This window comes from Bradyrhizobium sp. SZCCHNR1093 (assembly GCF_032381175.1).
GTDB lineage: Bacteria > Pseudomonadota > Alphaproteobacteria > Rhizobiales > Xanthobacteraceae > Bradyrhizobium.
In genome coordinates this window covers 261,364-278,745 of record NZ_JAUHJJ010000006.1, presented here as the reverse complement: position 1 = coordinate 278,745, position 17,382 = coordinate 261,364, and the positions used below count along the sequence as shown (strand labels likewise).

The window sequence follows — 17,382 nt, the reverse complement described above, 5'->3', positions numbered from 1 at the left end:
AACTGTCTTGCGCCTGACATTTCCCAGGCAAATTTCACCGCAGGATTGTTGCGATGCAATATGATCGCCGCGAGCTTCGACGAGACGAGATGACGGCTTGATCTCTTCCGATACCCTTCTGCGCATCGCGCCATGGTCCTGCCATTTGAAGCCCGAGGAAATCGACACCGCCTCGTCCGGCATCGTCGAGCGTTCCTATGCGGCCAACGAGCACATCTTCGTTCGCGGCGACCCGTTCGAATACTGGACCGGCATCGTCACCGGCCTGGCCCGCATGAGCACGGTGTCACGCGGCGGCAAAGCCACCACCTTCGCCGGCATGTCGGCGGGCGCCTGGTTCGGCGAGGGCAGCGTGCTGAAGAACGAGCCGCGCCGCTATGATGTCGTGGCACTGCGCGATACGCGCGTCGCGCTGATGGAGCGGCCGACCTTCATGTGGCTGTTCGAGAACAGCGTCGGCTTCAACCGCTTCCTCGTCACCCAGCTCAACGAGCGGCTCGGCCAGTTCATCGGCCTGGTCGAAGTCGGCCGCACCTTGGATGCGACGGCGCGGCTCGCCCGCAGCATCGCTTCGCTGTTCAACCCGATCCTCTACCCGAATACGACCCGTCACCTGGAGATCACCCAGGAGGAGATTGGCGCGCTCTCGGGCCTGTCGCGGCAGAATGCCAATCAATGCCTGAAGACGCTGGAGCGCGAAGGCCTGCTGCGCGTGGAATATGGCGGAGTGACGGTCATCGATCTCGACAGCCTGCGCTGTTACGGGGATTAGATTCCGCTTTTCGCAGGCCCCTTCAGGGTCTATCCGGCGCTGGTTCGTCGTTGAGCTTGACCCGCGGCCTCGGCTGTGGACTGCTCACCGGGAACTCCGGCCTTGAAGGGCCGAGACGGTGTTGGAGTGAGTATGGCGGGGCAGGATTGCAGCGGTCGCGTGGCGCTGATTACGGGCGTCACCGGCCAGGATGGCGCTTATTTGGCCGAATATCTGCTCGGCCTCGGCTACACCGTGCACGGCATCAAGCGGCGGTCGTCATCCTTCAATACCGCGCGGGTCGATCATCTTTACCAGGATCCGCACGAAGGCAACGTGCCGTTCCTGCTGCATTACGGCGACATGACCGATTCCACCAACCTGATCCGGCTGGTGCAGCAGATCCGCCCCGACGAGATCTACAATCTCGCCGCCCAGAGCCATGTCGGCGTCAGCTTCGAGAGCCCGGAATACACGGCCAATGCCGATGCGCTCGGGGTTCTGCGCTTGTTGGAAGCCATTCGCATTCTCGGCATGGAGAAGCAGACGCGCTTCTACCAGGCCTCGACCTCGGAGCTGTACGGTCTGGTGCAGGAGATCCCGCAGCGAGAGACCACGCCGTTCTATCCGCGCTCGCCCTACGGCTGCGCCAAGCTCTATGGCTACTGGATCACCGTGAACTATCGCGAGGCCTATGGGATGTTCGCCTGCAACGGCATCCTGTTCAACCATGAGAGCCCGATCCGTGGCGAGACCTTCGTGACCCGCAAGATCACCCGCGGCGTCGCCCGCATCGAGATCGGCCTGGAGGAGACGATCTATCTCGGCAATCTCGAGGCCAAGCGCGACTGGGGCCATGCGCGCGACTATGTCGAGGGCATGCATCGCATCCTGCAGGCCGATACGCCCGACGATTTCGTGCTGGCGACCGGTGAGGCCCATTCGGTGCGCGAGCTGGTCGAGCTCGCCTTCGCCGAGGTCGATCGCCGCATCGAATGGCGCGGCGAGGGGGTCGAGGAGACCGGGATCGACGCCAAGTCCGGCAAGGTGGTGGTGCGGATCGACCCGACCTATTTCCGCCCGACCGAGGTCGACCTCTTGATCGGCGATTGCAGCAAGGCGCGCGACAAGCTCGGCTGGAAACCGAGGACGAGCTTCGCCGAGCTGGTCAAGGAAATGGTCGCCAGCGATCTGTGCGCCGCGCGGCGGGAGGCGAGCATTGGCAACGCCGTTTGATCTCGGCGGCAAGCGTGTCTTCGTCGCGGGCCATCGCGGCATGGTCGGCAGCGCGCTGGTGCGGCGGCTGGCGAGCGAAGGCGTCGAGCTGCTGACGGTGCCGCGCAGCGAGGTCGATCTGCGCGATCAGGCGGCCGTGTTCGCCTGGTTTGCCCGCGCCAGGCCGCAGGTCGTGTTCCTCGCCGCGGCGAAGGTCGGCGGCATCGTCGCCAACAACACGCTGCGCGCCGAGTTCATTTACGACAACATCGCGATTGCTGCCAATGTCATCCACGCCGCGCATGTGAACGGCGCCGAGAAGCTGATGTTTCTCGGCTCCTCCTGCATCTATCCCAAGCTCGCCCCCCAGCCGTTGCGCGAGGACGCCATGCTGACCGGGCCGCTGGAGCCGACCAACGAGCCCTATGCGATCGCCAAGATCGCCGGCATCAAGATGGTCGAGGCCTATCGCAGCCAGTACGGCGCCGACTTCATCAACGTGATGCCGACCAATCTCTATGGTCCCGGCGACAACTACCATCCTGAATACAGCCACGTCGTCGCGGCGCTGATCCGCCGCTTCCACGAGGCCAGGCTTGCGGGTGCCGGCGAGGTCGTGGTCTGGGGCACCGGCACGCCGCGCCGCGAATTCCTTTATGTCGACGACATGGCGGATGCCTGCGTGCATCTGATGAAGACCTATTCGGATTCGGAGCTGGTCAACATCGGCACCGGCGAGGACATCACGATCGCCGATTTCGCACGCGTCGTTGCAGCGGCCGTCGGCTACACAGGAGCCATCGGCTTCGATACCTCGAGGCCCGACGGCACGCCGCGCAAGCTGCTCGACGTGTCGCGGCTCGCGAAGCTCGGCTGGCGCGCCACGACCTCGCTTCAGGACGGCATCGCGCGCGCGTATCAGTCGTTCCTCACGGAGACGGGGCACGGCGCAGCGTAACGTCCGTCCTTGCGAAGCCGTCCAGAATCGAACGCGAGACGCTGACTTGCTCCGCCGCAAACCCTGTCATTCGGCCGCGCGTCCCTCGGCGGCTCCTTGCACAGCCCCTATCTTGCTGCGCACCGCCTTGATCTCGCGCACCGGCGACGAGCCGAACATCCGGCCGTATTCGCGCGTGAACTGCGGCACACTCTCATAGCCGACGGCAAAGGCCGCGCTGCCTGCGGTCATGCCCTCCGCCAGCATAAGCCGTCGCGCCTCGATCAACCGAAGCTGCTTCTGGAACTGGAGCGGCGACAGTGAGGTGAGGCTGCGGAAGTGCTGGTGGAATGACGACGGGCTCATGCCCGCGACGGCCGCCAATTGCTCGACCCGCAAGGGCCGTGCAAACTCGGTGCGCAGCACGGCCACTGCGCGTGCGATACGCTGCGCGTGGCCATCCGGCCAGCCGAGACGACGGATCGCCGTTCCGTGCCGGCCGGTCAACAGCCAGTAGTGCATCTCGCGCAACAACTGTCCCCGCAGCACCGGTATCGATTCCGGACGATCGAGCAAGCGCATCAGACGTAGTGCAGCGTCGGCCACCTCGCGATCGGTCGGGTCGACTCGGACCGGCGCCTGGTCGTCTCCGCCGGCGTCATCCATCTGTGCCGAGAGATCGGTGAGAATCGCCGGATCGAGCTCGAGCACGAGCGAGAGATAGGGCGCCGCGATGCTTGCGCGCGTGATCTGGCTGACGGTCGGCACGTCGGCCGTGATCAACAGCGAATCCCCAGCGGAAAAGCCGAAGCCCTGGCCGCCCATCGTGACATGCTTGCTCCCCTGCACGACGAGGCAGACCAGCGGCCGCGAGATCGCGTAGAGGAGGCCGCTGGGCGCGGTCGCCCGTACGGTCATCAGGCCCGGGATTGGTGTTTGGCCAATACCGGCACCGTCGGCATGGGCTTCGGCGTGGCGGCCCACGGCGTGAAGGAGCGTGCTCATCATGGTCCGAGCCTAATCGGTCGACGCCGGCGATGCACCGCATTTTGGAGGATTAGGCAAGAAGCGGCGAGCTTCCGGCAACAAAGGCGCGCGCGCCTGGTCGATATCGGGGTGGTCAAGACCGCAGGAGTTCAGACCATGACCAAGATTGCTCTCGTGACCGGTTCGAGCCGAGGCCTCGGCCGCAACGCCGCGCTCAACATCGCCCGCCGCGGTGGCGACGTCGTCCTCACCTACCAGTCCAGAGTGGACGACGCTCACGCGGTCATGGCGGAGATCGCTGCGCTGGGCCGCAAGGCTGTCGCCTTGCAACTGGACACCGGTGACGTCGCAGGTTTCATGTCGTTTGCCGAGCGGCTGCGGACCGCGTTGCGCGAGACCTGGGGCCGAGAGACGTTTGACCATCTCGTCAACAATGCCGGCCATGGCGACTATGCCTTGATCGGCCAGACCACTGAGGCGCAATTCGATCGCCTGGTCGACGTCCATTTCAAGGGCGTCTATTTCCTGACGCAGACATTGCTGCCATTGCTCGCCGATGGCGGCCGCATCGTCAACCTGTCCTCCGGCCTGACCCGTACGTCGTTTCCCGGTTACGCCGCCTATGCGGCGGTCAAAGGCGCGGTCGAGGTGCTGACCCGTTACATGGCGAAGGAATTGGGGGGCCGCGGGATCGCGGTCAACACGGTGGCGCCCGGCGCGATCGAGACCGATTTCGGCGGCGGGGTGGTTCGCGACAATCCCGAGATCAACAAGGTGTTTGCGGACATCACCGCGCTCGGCCGCGCCGGCCTGCCCGACGACATCGGGCCGATGATCGCGAGCCTGCTGTCGGAGGACAATCGCTGGGTCAACGCGCAGCGGATCGAAGTCTCGGGTGGACAAGGCATCTGAGACGAGCAAATCCGGGAGATCTCCCATGTCAGTTTCAGCAGGACCCGCCGGCACCATCGATCGGCTCTACGTGCTGGATGCCGGGCTCGCGGTCGCGCCTGATCGATCGGTTTATACGCCGGGACAGTGGGAGGGCGAACAGGTCACGTTGAGCTGCAATGCCTACCTGATCCATCGTGGCGGCGCCTGGATCATGTGGGATACCGGCATCGAGGATACGATCGCAGAGGAGGCCGGCGGCCGGATCATCGCCCACGGCATCAGGGGCGTCGTTGCGCGCCCGATCGTCAGCCAACTCGCCGATATCGGACTTGTGCCCGAGGATGTGGCGACGGTCATTCTGTCTCATGCGCATTTCGACCATGTCGGCAATGCGCGGCTGTTCGCGCATGCCACGTGGCACATCCAGCGGGACGAGCATCGGGCGATGTTCGGTCCCGACTATCGACAGCATGGCTATGTGCCTTTGCTTTATGAATGCCTGAGGCAGGCAAAGGTCGAACTGATGGACGGAGACCATGACATGTTCGGTGATGGTTCGATCCGTGTGATCGCGACCTCAGGACATACGCCAGGGCACAGTTCGCTGCTGGTCCGGCTCGCGAACACCGGGCCGATCCTGCTGTCAGGCGACGTTGCGCATGACCGCTACAACATGGAGCATCGCCGCGTGCCGACCATGAACGCCGATGCGGAGCAGTCGCAACGATCGATGGCGCGCGTCGATGCCGTCGTTCGGGCCGAGGGGGCGCAGCTCTGGATCAACCACGATATCGTGCAGAATGCGACGATCGCACACGCGCCGTCCTACTTCGATTGAGTTCCGGGCCGTTCAGCTCGTCGCCGTCCGCGGCGGCTTTCCACTGAGCGTCACCGCCATGGCCGAGATCAGCGGTTTCATGAAATAGGCCTCGCCCGCGGGCGTGATCGTCGGCGCAACGCCATGGGCATGCAGCTCCTCGGTGACCACAGGCCCCACGGAGGCGATCGGCGTGCGCGCCAGTCCCTGGCGCAGGCGGTCTTCGACGCCATGTGCCTTGGCGACGTCGAACAGCCGCCGCGGCTGGCCCGAGCTCGTCAGCGCGATCGCGTCGACCTTGCCGGCGATCATCTCGTCGATCGCGGTGAGGATGTTCGCATCCGCGGCCTTGGCGTCGTAGACGTAGGGCAGCACCGGATCGACCTCGGCGCCCGCGGCCGCGATGGCGCCGATCAGCGCCGCATGATCCTTGTCGGGATAGAGCTGGAGGCCGAGCCGGTGGCCTTTGAGGTCGAAGCGCGCCAACAATTCGGCGACGCCTTCCGACGTCGGCTTCTCGGTCGTGACCTGCGGCTCGAGCCCGAGCTCGCGCAAGGCGCGGCCCGGCTTGGGGCCGCGGGTGAACTTGCGGGCCTTGCGAAGCGCCGCGATGAATTCGGTCTCGAGCCCGATTCTCCGCACCACCGTCATCAACCGCCGCAGACCTTCGCCGGTCATCAGCACGAGATCATCCAACGGCCGCTCGATGCAGCGGCGGATCCAGGCCTCGATCGGCGCGGGGTCCGGCGCATCCTGGATCGTGAACATCGGACATTGCAGCACGTCGGCGCCTTGCTCGGCGAGCAGCCGCGAGAACTGCGCCTCCTCGCGGGTTTCCAGGATCAGGATGCGGTTGCCGGTCAGCCTGTCAGCCATGGCGATGCTCGAAGTTTGAGAGTTGATGTTTTGTTCATCCTGCCCCCGCGCCGAGCGTTGGCGCAAGGGCGTGGAGGGTGATAGAGCAGGGCCCGAACGGGCGCCAAGCCTGCCGCATCATTCATCCTCACATCATCCGCCCGGTACGTCATCGCCATGTCCGACCACCAGTATGTCCTGACCCTGTCCTGCCCGGATCGTCCCGGGATCGTCTCGGCCGTTTCGACCTTCCTCGCCCATAATGGCCAGAACATTCTCGATGCCCAGCAGTTCGGCGACTTCGAGACGGGTCACTTCTTCATGCGGGTGGTGTTCACGGCCGCCGATCTCGCCGTCAACCTGCCGGCGCTGCAGACCGGCTTCGCCGCGATCGCCGAGCGCTTTGCGATGGACTGGCAGATGCGCGACCGCGCCGGGCAGCGCCGGGTGATGCTGCTGGTGTCGAAGTTCGACCATTGTCTGGTCGACATCCTCTATCGCTGGCGCACCCGTGACCTCGCGATGATTCCGACCGCCATCGTCTCCAACCATCCGCGCGAGACCTATGCCGGGCTCGATTTCGGCGACATCCCGTTCCACCACATGCCGGTGACCAAGGACACCAAGCGCGACCAGGAGCAGGCGATCCTGAAGCTGGTCGATGAGACGAAGACCGATCTCGTCGTGCTGGCGCGCTACATGCAGATCCTGTCGGACGAGATGTCGGCGAGCCTGTCGGGCCGCTGCATCAACATCCATCATTCATTTCTGCCGGGCTTCAAGGGCGCAAAACCCTATCACCAGGCCTATGAGCGCGGCGTCAAGCTGATCGGCGCCACAGCTCATTACGTGACCCGGGATCTCGACGAGGGTCCGATCATCGACCAGGATGTCGAGCGCATCAGCCATCGCGACACGCCGGAGGACCTCGTGCGCAAGGGCCGCGACATCGAGCGGCGCGTGCTGGCGCGGGCGATCCGCTATCACCTCGAGGATCGCGTCATCCTCAACGGCCGCAAGACCGTCGTCTTCATGGATTGATGTCGCGACCGCGCGTCAGCGGCCGGGGACGGTCGCCTGCGCGTTGGCGTTCGACTGCGTCTCCTTGTCGCGTTCGGCGGCCGGCATCTGCCGCTGCCGCTCGCGCTCCTGCATGAAACGGTCGTATTCCGGGGTTCCTGGACGGGGCGGCGCACCGGCCGGCAGGCCGCCGGCCCATTGCGGCATCAGATCGCCCATCCCCGCGCCGACCTTCTCATTGATCGACGAGCAGCCGGCGAGGATCGGCCCGGCCACGGCCAGAAGCATCGTTGCGGCCGGAAAGAGCCTGGTCCGGGGGTGGCGTCTGGCCGGCATTGACGGGGGACCTTTCGTGCTGCGGGCGACCCGCGGCCCGGACCCTAACGATTTGCCATCAATTGGTAAAATTTGGCCGTTCGATGATGTAGGTATTAATATACCAATCACGGATTGGTGGTTCGTGGCGGAAACCTACCGTTCACGAAGCCTCCCATGATCGCCATTGACAACGGGGTCCCGAGTCCGCAGCGATGCGCCCGCGATATCGTGAACGAGATCGCACGGTTAAGACAACAATGGCCGGGGGCTGCGGTCCTGATCCGACCAGGGAGGTAGTTTCAATGTTCGTGCGAAGCAAGACACTGACGCTCGCCAGTGCGGCTCTTGCCGCGGCTGCGCTCGCGTCCGGTGCGGCGCGGGCCGAAGACGCATTCAAGATCGGCTTGATCGTGCCGATGACCGGCGGCCAGGCGTCGACCGGCAAGCAGATCGACAATGCCATCAAGCTCTACATGCAGCAGAACGGCGACACCGTCGCCGGCAAGAAGATCCAGGTCATCCTCAAGGACGACGCCGCGCTGCCCGACAACACCAAGCGTCTGGCGCAGGAGCTGATCGTCAACGACAAGGTCAACGTGATCGCCGGCTTCGGCGTGACGCCGGCGGCCTTCGCCGCCGCGCCGCTTGCCACCCAGGGCAAGATTCCGGAAGTCGTCATGGCCGCCGGCACCTCCATCATCACCGAGAAGTCGCCGTACATCGTCCGCACCAGCTTCACCCTGCCGCAGTCCTCCACCATCATCGGCGACTGGGCGGTCAAGAACGGCATCAAGAAGGTCGCCACCCTGACCTCGGACTACGCGCCGGGCAACGACGCGCTGGCCTCGTTCAAGGAGCATTTCACCGCCGGCGGCGGCGAGATCGTCGAGGAAATCAAGGTTCCGCTGGCGAATCCCGACTTCGCTCCCTTCCTGCAGCGCATGAAGGACGCCAAGCCGGACGCCATGTTCGTGTTCGTGCCGGCCGGCCAGGGCGGCAACTTCATGAAGCAATATGCCGAGCGCGGCCTCGACAAGAGCGGCATCAAGGTGATCGGACCGGGTGACGTCACCGACGACGACCTGCTCAACGACATGGGCGACGCCGTGCTCGGCGCCGTCACCGCGCACATCTATTCGGCGGCGCATCCGTCGGCGAAGAACAAGGAGTTCGTCGCGGCCTACAAGAAGGCGTTCAACAGCCGTCCAGGCTTCATGGCGGTCGGTGGCTACGACGGCATCCATCTGATCTACGAGGCGCTGAAGAAGACCGGTGGCAAGACCGACGGCGATTCCCTGATTGCTGCGATGAAGGGCATGGCCTGGGAGAGCCCGCGCGGTCCCATCTCGATCGATCCGGAGACGCGCGACATCGTTCAGAACGTCTACATCCGCAAGGTCGAGAAGGTCGACGGCGAGCTCTACAACGTCGAGTTCCAGACCTTCGACGCCGTCAAGGATCCGGGCAAGGCCAAGAAGTGACGCGATAGGCGTCATCTCAAGCGCGCACGGACCGTGCGCTCCCTCCCCCGCCTGCGGGGGAGGGCTGGGGTGGGGGCACCCCACGGCACACGCGTCGTGTGGAGAGATTTCCCCCACCCGGATCACATCGTTCCGATGCGATCCGACCTCCCCCGCAAGCGGGAGAGGCGCAGACTGAGCAAGCGTTGTATGCATGCCCTTCGGATGAAGGGATGACCGGGGACTGAAACTCGACTCCATGACCGCCATCCTCACCAACCTGTTCGACGGCGTCGCTTACGGCATGCTGCTGTTCGTGCTGGCCTGCGGGCTCGCCGTGACGCTCGGCCTGATGAACTTCGTCAACCTCGCCCACGGCGCCTTCGCCATGGCCGGCGGCTATGTCTGCGCCGTGCTCGTCAACCGAATGGGATGGCCGTTCTTCGCAGCGCTGCCGCTGGCCTTCGTCGCGAGCGCCATGATCGGCGCGCTGCTGGAGCGGACACTCTATCAGCATCTCTATGCGCGCAGCCATCTCGACCAGGTGCTGTTCTCGATCGGACTCGTCTTCATGACGGTGGCCGCTGTCGACTACATCATGGGCTCCTCGCGAATCTTCATCAAGCTGCCGGACGTGCTGCAGGGCCAGTTCGACGTCTTCGGCGTCGGCATCGGCCGCTACCGGCTGATGATCATCGTGATATGCGGCCTGCTTACAGTGGGGCTGCAGCTGGTGCTCTCCAAGACGCGGTTCGGCAGCCGGCTGCGCGCCGCGGTCGATGATCCGCGCGCGGCGAGCGGCCTCGGCATCAACGTGCCGCAGGTGTTCGCCTTCACCTTCGCGTTCGGCTGCGGACTGGCCGGCCTCGGCGGCGCGCTCAGCGCCGAGATCCTCGGCCTCGATCCGTACTTCCCGCTCAAGTTCATGATCTACTTCCTGATTGTGGTCACCGTGGGCGGCTCGTCCTCGATCACCGGGCCGTTCCTGGCCTCGCTGCTGCTCGGCATCGGCGACGTCGCCGGCAAATATTACGTGCCGAAGCTTGGCCCTTTCGTCATCTACACCATCATGATCGTGATCCTGATCTGGCGCCCGAACGGTCTGTTCGGTCGCACGGCGACGCGGTGAGGATCGCATGACGACGAATGCACAAACCGAGGTCGGATTTCACGCCAGGCAGCACGGCCGCTGGCACTGGAGCGAGTTCGCCTTCTGGATCGTCGTGCTGGCGGTTGGCCTCGCGTTTCCATCGCGCTACCTGATCATGACCGAGATCCTGCGGCTGGCGCTGTTCGCTCTGTCGCTCGACCTGATCCTCGGTTACGCCGGCATCGTCTCGCTCGGGCACGCGGCCTTCTTCGGCGTCGGGGCCTATTGCGCGGGCCTGCTCTCGGTGCACGGCATCATCAATGAGCCGGTGCTGGCGCTGATCGTGGCGGGACTTGCCGCCACTGTGCTTGGCTTCGCCACCAGCTTCCTGGTCATCCGCGGTGTCGACCTGACGCGACTGATGGTGACGCTCGGCATCGCGCTCTTGATGGAGGCGCTGGCGGAGCGCTTTTCCAACATCACCGGCGGCACCGACGGTCTCCAGGGCATCGACATCCAGCCGATCTTCGGCGTGTTCGCCTTCGACATGTTCGGCAAGACGGGGTTCTTCTATGCGCTTGCGGTGCTGTTCGTGCTGTTTCTGCTGGCGCGGACGATCGTGCACTCGCCGTTCGGCCTGTCGCTGCGCGCGATCAAGAACAATCCGCTGCGGGCCGCCGCCGTCGGCATTCCCGTCAACAAGCGGCTGATCGCGATCTACACGGTCGCGGCGTTCTATGCCGGCATTGCCGGGGCGCTGTTCACGCAGACCACGGCACTGGCCTCGCTCGACGTGTTCTCGTTCGAACGCTCCGCAGACCTGGTGCTGATGCTGGTCATCGGCGGCTCCGGCTATCTCTATGGCGGGCTGATCGGCGCCGCCGTGTTCCGGATGCTGCAGGAGCTGTTCCAGTGGATCACGCCGCAATACTGGATGTTCTGGATCGGCCTCGTGCTCGTCGTCATCGTGCTGGTGGGCCGCCACCGCATCCACGCCTATGCGCTGTGGTTGCCCAACCTCATCCTGCGCCAGATCGCCGGCCGCAAGGCCGCGGTGGCCCTCACCGATAACGAGGCGCCATGACCTACGCATTGGAAACCCGCGGCCTCGACAAGCATTTCGGCGGCCTTCACGTCACCCGCGACCTGTCGCTGCAGATCGTGCCGGGCGCGCGCCACGCGCTGATCGGCCCGAACGGCGCCGGCAAGACGACCGTGATCAATCAACTGACCGGCGTGCTGGAGCCGAGCGCGGGGCGCATCCTGCTCGAAGGCCAGGACATCACCGACCTGCCGGTGCACAAGCGCGTGCTGCGCGGCCTGTCGCGCACCTTCCAGATCAATCAGCTCTATCCGGACCTGACGCCGCTGGAGACCATCGGGCTTGCCGTGTCCGAGCGCCTCGGCGGCGGCGGCAATTGGTGGCGGCGCATGGGCACGCGCGACGACATCAATGCCGAGATCGCCGAGACGCTGGAGAGCTTCCGCCTGCTCGACGTGATGAATGATCGTACCTCGACCTTGCCCTATGGCAAGCAGCGCCTGCTCGAGATCGCCGTCGCGATCGCCGCCAAGCCCCGCGTGCTGCTGCTCGACGAGCCCGCCGCCGGCGTGCCCGAGGGCGAGCGCAAGGACATTCTCGCCGCCGTCGCCGCGCTGCCGCGCGATGTGACGGTGCTGCTGATCGAGCACGACATGGATCTCGTCTTCTCCTTCGCCGACCGCATCTCGGTCCTGGTCTCCGGCGCTCTGCTGGTCGAAGGCACGCCGGACGAGGTCGCGCGCGATCCGCAGGTCAAGGCGGTCTATCTCGGCGAGGCTGCGTGATGACCGATCTGCTGACCATCGAGAACCTGCGCGCCGGCTACGGTCAGGCGGTCGTGCTGCCGAACATGTCGCTCAAGCTGCCCGAGGGACAGGTGCTGGCGCTGCTCGGCCGCAACGGCACCGGCAAGACGACGCTGATCAATTCCATCGTCGGCGTCACCCGCCGCTTCTCCGGCAAGCTGGCCTTGGCGGGCACCGACATCACGAGCCTGCGCGCCGATCAGCGCGCCCGTGCCGGCATCGGTTGGGTGCCGCAGGAGCGCAACATCTTCCGCTCGCTCACGGTGGAGGAAAACATGACCGCGGTGGCGCAGCCCGGCCCCTGGACGGTCGAGCGCGTCTACCAGATGTTTCCGCGGCTGAAGGAGCGCCGCAACAATTTCGGCAACCAGCTGTCGGGCGGCGAGCAGCAGATGCTGGCGATCGGCCGCGCGCTGACCCTGAACCCGAAGGTGCTGCTGCTGGACGAGCCGACCGAGGGCCTGGCGCCGATCATCGTCGAGGAGCTGCTGGCCGCGATCGGCACCATCAGCCGGGCCGGCGGGCTGTGCTCCATCATTGTCGAGCAGCACGCGCAGAAGCTGCTCGCGCTGGCCGACCGCGTCGTCATCCTGGAGCGCGGCACTATCGTGCATGATGCCCCGTCGAGCGCGCTGAAGGCCGATCCGGCGCCGCTTGAGCGGCATCTGGGGGTTGCGAGCGCGGCGGCGCATTGACCCGATCAACCGGCTCGACGACAGCCGGGCAGCGTCATCTTCAGTTGCAGTTGTGATATGGTTCACGCACGCGGTGCGGGAGTCGATTGCGGTGTGTCGCGCCGCCTTTGCCACATTGGTATGCAGGATTCGTCATCGCAGGGAACGATCGTGAAGCGCCGACAAAGGGCAACCCGGCCCTTCCGCCTCGCCCCACCCGGAGACGGTCGCAAAATCACCCCTGGATGATTTCTGGCAGCCCAGGCGAGTGGTGTGGCGGGGGACCGGGCCAAGCTCCCCGTTCCAACGGAATTGTATACCGATCGGATACGGGGTAGGGGATGGACCCGTCCATGACGCTTTGCCCGGATCGCACGCCAAGGCAGATCGCAACCGGCCCAACAAGTCTATCCAACGAATCGACGCCTTCCAAGGAGTGAGCACATGCAACGCACCAAGCCCCCATTCCGCGCCGACGAAGTCGGCAGCCTCTTGCGGCCCCAGAAGATCAAGGAAGCCCGCGCCAAACTCGAGAAGGGCGAGATCTCGGCCGACGATCTCCGAAAGATCGAGGACATGGAGATCGAGAAGGTCGTGCACCGCCAGGCCTCGACCGGCCTGAAGCTTGCGACCGATGGCGAGTTCCGCCGCTCCTGGTGGCATTTCGACTTCCTCGCCAAGCTGACTGGCTGCGAGCTGTTCCATCCCGACACCGGCATCCAGTTCACGGGCGTGCAGACCCGTCATGACGCGGTGCGCGTGATCAGCAAGCTCGACTTCCCGACCGATCATCCGATGCTCGACCATTTCCGCTTCCTGAAGAAGCACGCCGACACCGCGCATGTGACGGCGAAGATGACGATCCCGTCGCCGGCCGTGCTGCACTTCCGTGGCGGCCGCAAGTCGATCTCCAAGGACGTCTATCCCGATCTCGACGCCTTCTACGAGGATCTCGGCAAGACCTATCGCAAGGCCGTGAAGGCGTTCTACGACGCCGGCTGCCGCTATCTGCAGTTCGACGACACCGTGTGGGCCTATCTGTGCTCGCAGGACGAATTGCAGAAGGCCAGGGAGCGTGGCGACAATCCTGATGGCCTGCAGCAGATCTATTCGCGCATCATTAACTACGCGATCGCCGAGCGGCCCGCCGACATGACGATCACGACCCACGTCTGCCGCGGCAATTTCCGCTCGACCTGGATCTCCTCGGGCGGCTACGAGCCGGTGGCCGAGACCATGCTCGCCAACACCAACTACGACGGCTACTTCCTGGAGTATGACAGCGAGCGCGCCGGCGGCTTCGAGCCGCTGCGCTTCCTGCCCAAGGGCAGCAAGGTCGTCGTGGTCGGTCTCGTCACCTCGAAGGTCGGCGAACTCGAGAAGAAGGACGACATCAAGCGCCGCCTGGAGGAGGCCTCGAAGTTCGCCCCGCTCGACCAGCTCGCGCTGTCCCCGCAATGCGGCTTCGCCTCGACCGAGGAAGGCAACATCCTCTCCGAGGAAGAGCAGTGGGCCAAGCTGCGCCTCTGCGTCGAGCTTGCCGAGGAGATCTGGGGGAAGTAAGCCTGCGGACAGGAGCCCATTGAAGTCAGACCCGTACCTTACCCGGGGCGGCTGACTAAGACGGTCGCTTCGGAACAGGATCGCCGCGGCAAATGCGCGGCGATCCTTCACGGCGATGGATGCAAGAGCCGCCATGTCCGTGACCTGATTTTGACGATTGCGATTTCAATAGGTCTGGTCGAGGTGGACTCATCAAGCCGCCCAAGCAATCCCGTCGGGTCTTGGCTCTGTTGCAAGAGGCCGATGATCTGCTGAATGGCTGGTAACGACCAGCACATTCAATGCCATCTCGAAGATCTCACTACGCGGCCCGGCGGCCCGCCTTCTTGGTGGTCTTCCGCTTCGGAGCCCTCTTAGGCGGAGCCGAGGTGAGCTTCACGCCGAGAGCGCGGAGCACTTTCAGGATGGTGGCGAACTCCGGGTTCCCGTCTTCACCAAGCGCCCGATAGAGCTGTTCGCGACGGATGCCGGTTGCCTTTGCGACTTCCGACATGCCGCGCGCCCGGGCAATTGTGTTGATCGCGGCGCGGATTTCATCAGCGGTGCCGTCCTCAAGCGCCGCGGCCAGAAACTCGGCTTGGGCCTCCGGCTCTGCAAGATATTCCGCGGCATCGAAGCGCGTTGTTGCCATTCGCTACCCCTCTCTCTCGGCCAGTTCTTGAGCGCGCCGGATATCGGAACGCTGGGTGCTCTTGTCACCACCGCAAAGCAGGATCACCAAGACGTTGCCTTTCTGGCGAAAATAGACCCGATAGCCGGGGCCGTAATCGATCCGCATTTCGGAGACGCCCCCACCAACGGGCTTGCTGTCCCCGAGGTTGCCACCTTCAGCACGGGCAATGCGGGCAGCAATACGTGCCTTTGCTCTCGCATCTCGCAGACCAAGAAGCCATTCCTTGAATTCGCTGGTCTGCCGGATTTCGAGCATGAAAGAGTGTATCTTAAAAGGTACAGAGGCGCAAGGGTGCGAGAGCGAGGCGCGCCGGCAATGCCCTCCTGCCCGAGCGCTGGGCTCGGCGGTCTTGCGATCAAGGTTGGGCGGCCGGAGCAATCCGCCCCGTTTCGTTTTTGCGTAGCAGTGCGCGACGAATCAGCCGCTGCGCTGGCGCCTCGAACCCGCGATAGGTGACGTACGCCGCCGACAGGGTCAGCGCCATGAAGCCAATCCAGAACGACTGGCTGCCGTATGGAATTGCTCGTCCTAAAAAGCCAAAAACCAGTGCGATCGCAAGCTGGATCGGGAAGTGCAGCAGATAGCAGGAATAGGTCATGTTGCCGGCGGCCTGCAGCAGGTTCTCGATGCGCCGCGGCAGGGCGATCGGCCTCGCGCAGGCGAACAACAGGATCGGCGTGGTGACCAGCAGCAGAGCTGCGGCCCGCTCGGCCAGCTCAATGCCGGAGATCCAGAGAGCGACCGGAATTCCGACAGCCGCGCTCAAAGCGAGGGCCTCGAGCTTCGGCCGATACCAGGCATCGGCGACGCTCTGCCGCGCCATGGCGGCCAGTCCGCCGGCATAGAAGAACACGAAACACTTGCCGACCAGTGTCCCGCTCGCGATGCCGGCCAGGATCATCGCCAGGTTCAACAGCGGTGATGTGGTGACGAAACGCAGCGCCAGGAAGAACACCGCATAGGCAAGGACCTCGATCGAGACCGACCAGATCGGGCCGTTGAAGCTGACCCCGGTCGGCGGCAGCCAGTCGCTCGCCATGAAAAGCTGGGCGACGAAATGAGCGAGATCGTTGCTCTGGTAGACGAAGAAGAAGCCGTGCTGCGCGACATAGAGGGCCTGCAACCCCGCGACCAGCAGCAGCGTTGCGAGATGCAGCGGATAGAGCCGCGACAGCCGGTTGACGAAGAAGGTCCAGCCGTCGACCGTGCCGTCCGGGATGATCGCGCCGTACTTCCAGAAGAAGATGAAGCCCGAGATGCACCAGAAGATCACGACGCCGTATTCGCCGAGATCATAGAACGGAAACAGGACATTGTAGAACGGCAGCTCGCTGCGGACGAGATCGACAGGGGCATCGGCGATGTAGGCGAAGTGCGGGTAGTGCCACAGCAGCACCGAGATGGTGGCGAGGAAACGCAGCAGCTCGAGCCCGAGCAGCTTGTGAGTCCCAGGCGATGTCGATGTGTGAGGCAGGGCCATGCGGTGATCGTTAACCGTCTCGACGGGATGTGCGGTCCAATCCTAGCCGGCGCGAAGTGAAGGATTGTTTTCGCTGCCTGCGGGGATCAGCGGCAGGCGAGCTCGGTTCCCTGCAGGATCGCCTGGTCCCAGGATCGATAGCCCGTGGCATTCAGATGGATGCCTTCGAGCGTGAACGGCGACTCCATCGGCGGCAGGGGCAGGAAGGTCGCGCCGGTGCGCCTCGCGAGGTTCGGCAGCATGGCGCGATAGCCGGTGATGCTCGCCATGGCGGCCTTCTCCATGGCCGGCGTGAATGGCCCGCGCGCCTCGACGAGGGGAAACTCAGCGATGAAGATGCGCGTGGTGAGCTTTGACAGCTCGCGCAGCAAGGCCTCGTAGCGTCCAGCGAAGACCTCGCTGGAGTCGGGCTTGGCGGTCAGTGCATCGTTCACGCCGAGGGAGACGATGATCGCGAACGGCCGCTTCGGTCCGAGTGCGGGCTTGAGCCAGCCGGCGAGGTCGCTGCGCGTCCCGGCGCCGGCGAGACCGGCGTTGACGACCGGATGCCCGCAGGTGCTGGCCGGCAGCGTCGCCGCCTCGACGATGCTGTCGCCAAGCACGATGATCGGATCATCGGGGCGCGCCAGCAGGTTGTAGTGGATGATGAGCTGGCGAACCGTCCGGTGGTCGCTGCCGGACGGCGCCGCAGAGCGGCGCACCAGCACGAACGTCGCGGCTGCCGCGGCAATCACCGCAAACAGCACAAAACCCAGTCGCGCCTGTGCCTTCGCTGCCATGTGGACGATTGGTGCCCTCGA

Annotated in this window: 19 protein-coding genes; 12 read left to right on the top strand and 7 right to left on the bottom strand. The window is 64.7% G+C overall.

The features are described 5' to 3' along the window. Positions 1–97: 97 nt before the first annotated feature. From QX070_RS21250 to QX070_RS21240, 3 genes are all read left to right on the top strand, one after another. Entirely contained in the window at positions 98–772 is a 675-nt protein-coding gene (locus tag QX070_RS21250; RefSeq protein ID WP_315738997.1) for a Crp/Fnr family transcriptional regulator, read from the top strand. 159 nt (positions 773–931) lie between these two features. Continuing rightward, on the top strand, positions 932–1,987 hold the full coding sequence (gene gmd, locus QX070_RS21245) for a GDP-mannose 4,6-dehydratase (protein WP_409997659.1): 1,056 nt from the start codon (positions 932–934) through the stop codon (positions 1,985–1,987). Next, positions 1,971–2,924: a GDP-L-fucose synthase gene (locus QX070_RS21240; RefSeq protein WP_315738994.1), complete on the top strand. Its 954-nt coding sequence runs from the start codon at positions 1,971–1,973 to the stop codon at positions 2,922–2,924. Before gmd ends, QX070_RS21240 begins: the two co-directional genes overlap by 17 nt. 66 nt (positions 2,925–2,990) lie before the next feature. Here QX070_RS21240 and QX070_RS21235 read toward each other — a convergent pair whose 3' ends face one another. Then, positions 2,991–3,908, bottom strand: coding sequence for an AraC family transcriptional regulator (locus QX070_RS21235; RefSeq protein WP_315739135.1), 918 nt, complete (start codon positions 3,906–3,908; stop codon positions 2,991–2,993). A 138-nt stretch (positions 3,909–4,046) separates the two neighbouring features. Between QX070_RS21235 and QX070_RS21230 the strand changes: the two genes are divergently transcribed. Together QX070_RS21230 and QX070_RS21225 are read left to right on the top strand one after the other, a co-directional pair. Beyond that, a complete protein-coding gene (locus QX070_RS21230) occupies positions 4,047–4,802 on the top strand; it encodes an SDR family NAD(P)-dependent oxidoreductase (RefSeq protein WP_315738993.1) in 756 nt (251 codons plus the stop codon). 25 nt (positions 4,803–4,827) lie between these two features. Then, entirely contained in the window at positions 4,828–5,622 is a 795-nt protein-coding gene (locus QX070_RS21225; RefSeq protein WP_315738992.1) for an N-acyl homoserine lactonase family protein, read from the top strand. Between the two features lie 12 nt (positions 5,623–5,634). On the opposite strand, the gene QX070_RS21220 is transcribed toward QX070_RS21225, so the two are convergent. Further along, positions 5,635–6,477: a uroporphyrinogen-III synthase gene (locus tag QX070_RS21220; RefSeq protein WP_315738991.1), complete on the bottom strand. Its 843-nt coding sequence runs from the start codon at positions 6,475–6,477 to the stop codon at positions 5,635–5,637. A gap of 156 nt (positions 6,478–6,633) precedes the next feature. Between QX070_RS21220 and purU the strand changes: the two genes are divergently transcribed. After that, the gene (purU, locus tag QX070_RS21215; RefSeq protein WP_315738990.1) at positions 6,634–7,497 is read left to right on the top strand and encodes a formyltetrahydrofolate deformylase; all 864 of its coding nucleotides are present in this window, start codon (positions 6,634–6,636) and stop codon (positions 7,495–7,497) included. Between the two features lie 15 nt (positions 7,498–7,512). Here the strand turns inward: purU and QX070_RS21210 are convergent, their stop codons facing one another. Beyond that, a complete protein-coding gene (locus QX070_RS21210; protein ID WP_315738989.1) occupies positions 7,513–7,764 on the bottom strand; it encodes a hypothetical protein in 252 nt (83 codons plus the stop codon). A gap of 332 nt (positions 7,765–8,096) precedes the next feature. Here QX070_RS21210 and QX070_RS21205 point away from each other — a divergent pair, with 332 nt between their 5' ends. The 6 genes from QX070_RS21205 (at position 8,097) to QX070_RS21180 (ending at position 14,429) form a co-directional block, all read left to right on the top strand. Then, positions 8,097–9,275: an ABC transporter substrate-binding protein gene (locus tag QX070_RS21205; protein ID WP_315712906.1), complete on the top strand. Its 1,179-nt coding sequence runs from the start codon at positions 8,097–8,099 to the stop codon at positions 9,273–9,275. 238 nt (positions 9,276–9,513) lie between these two features. After that, positions 9,514–10,383: a branched-chain amino acid ABC transporter permease gene (locus tag QX070_RS21200; RefSeq protein ID WP_315738988.1), complete on the top strand. Its 870-nt coding sequence runs from the start codon at positions 9,514–9,516 to the stop codon at positions 10,381–10,383. A gap of 7 nt (positions 10,384–10,390) precedes the next feature. Next, a complete protein-coding gene (locus QX070_RS21195; protein WP_315738987.1) occupies positions 10,391–11,428 on the top strand; it encodes a branched-chain amino acid ABC transporter permease in 1,038 nt (345 codons plus the stop codon). Further along, positions 11,425–12,171 (top strand): ABC transporter ATP-binding protein, encoded by a 747-nt coding sequence (locus tag QX070_RS21190; protein ID WP_315738986.1) that lies wholly within the window; start codon positions 11,425–11,427, stop codon positions 12,169–12,171. Before QX070_RS21195 ends, QX070_RS21190 begins: the two co-directional genes overlap by 4 nt. Beyond that, positions 12,171–12,887, top strand: a complete 717-nt coding sequence (locus tag QX070_RS21185; RefSeq protein ID WP_315738984.1) for an ABC transporter ATP-binding protein — start codon at positions 12,171–12,173, stop codon at positions 12,885–12,887. The genes QX070_RS21190 and QX070_RS21185 overlap by 1 nt, the downstream gene beginning before the upstream one ends. 423 nt (positions 12,888–13,310) lie before the next feature. After that, complete coding sequence (locus QX070_RS21180; RefSeq protein WP_315738982.1) at positions 13,311–14,429, top strand: cobalamin-independent methionine synthase II family protein; 1,119 nt, start codon at positions 13,311–13,313, stop codon at positions 14,427–14,429. Positions 14,430–14,730: 301 nt separating this feature from the next. Here the strand turns inward: QX070_RS21180 and QX070_RS21175 are convergent, their stop codons facing one another. From QX070_RS21175 to QX070_RS21160, 4 genes are all read right to left on the bottom strand, one after another. Further along, a complete protein-coding gene (locus QX070_RS21175) occupies positions 14,731–15,060 on the bottom strand; it encodes an addiction module antidote protein (protein WP_315738981.1) in 330 nt (109 codons plus the stop codon). A gap of 3 nt (positions 15,061–15,063) precedes the next feature. Continuing rightward, positions 15,064–15,357, bottom strand: a complete 294-nt coding sequence (locus tag QX070_RS21170) for a type II toxin-antitoxin system RelE/ParE family toxin (RefSeq protein ID WP_315738980.1) — start codon at positions 15,355–15,357, stop codon at positions 15,064–15,066. A 100-nt stretch (positions 15,358–15,457) separates the two neighbouring features. Beyond that, positions 15,458–16,582 (bottom strand): acyltransferase, encoded by a 1,125-nt coding sequence (locus QX070_RS21165; protein ID WP_315738978.1) that lies wholly within the window; start codon positions 16,580–16,582, stop codon positions 15,458–15,460. Between the two features lie 86 nt (positions 16,583–16,668). Next, positions 16,669–17,361, bottom strand: a complete 693-nt coding sequence (locus QX070_RS21160; protein WP_315738977.1) for an SGNH/GDSL hydrolase family protein — start codon at positions 17,359–17,361, stop codon at positions 16,669–16,671. Between the last annotated feature and the right edge of the window lie 21 nt (positions 17,362–17,382).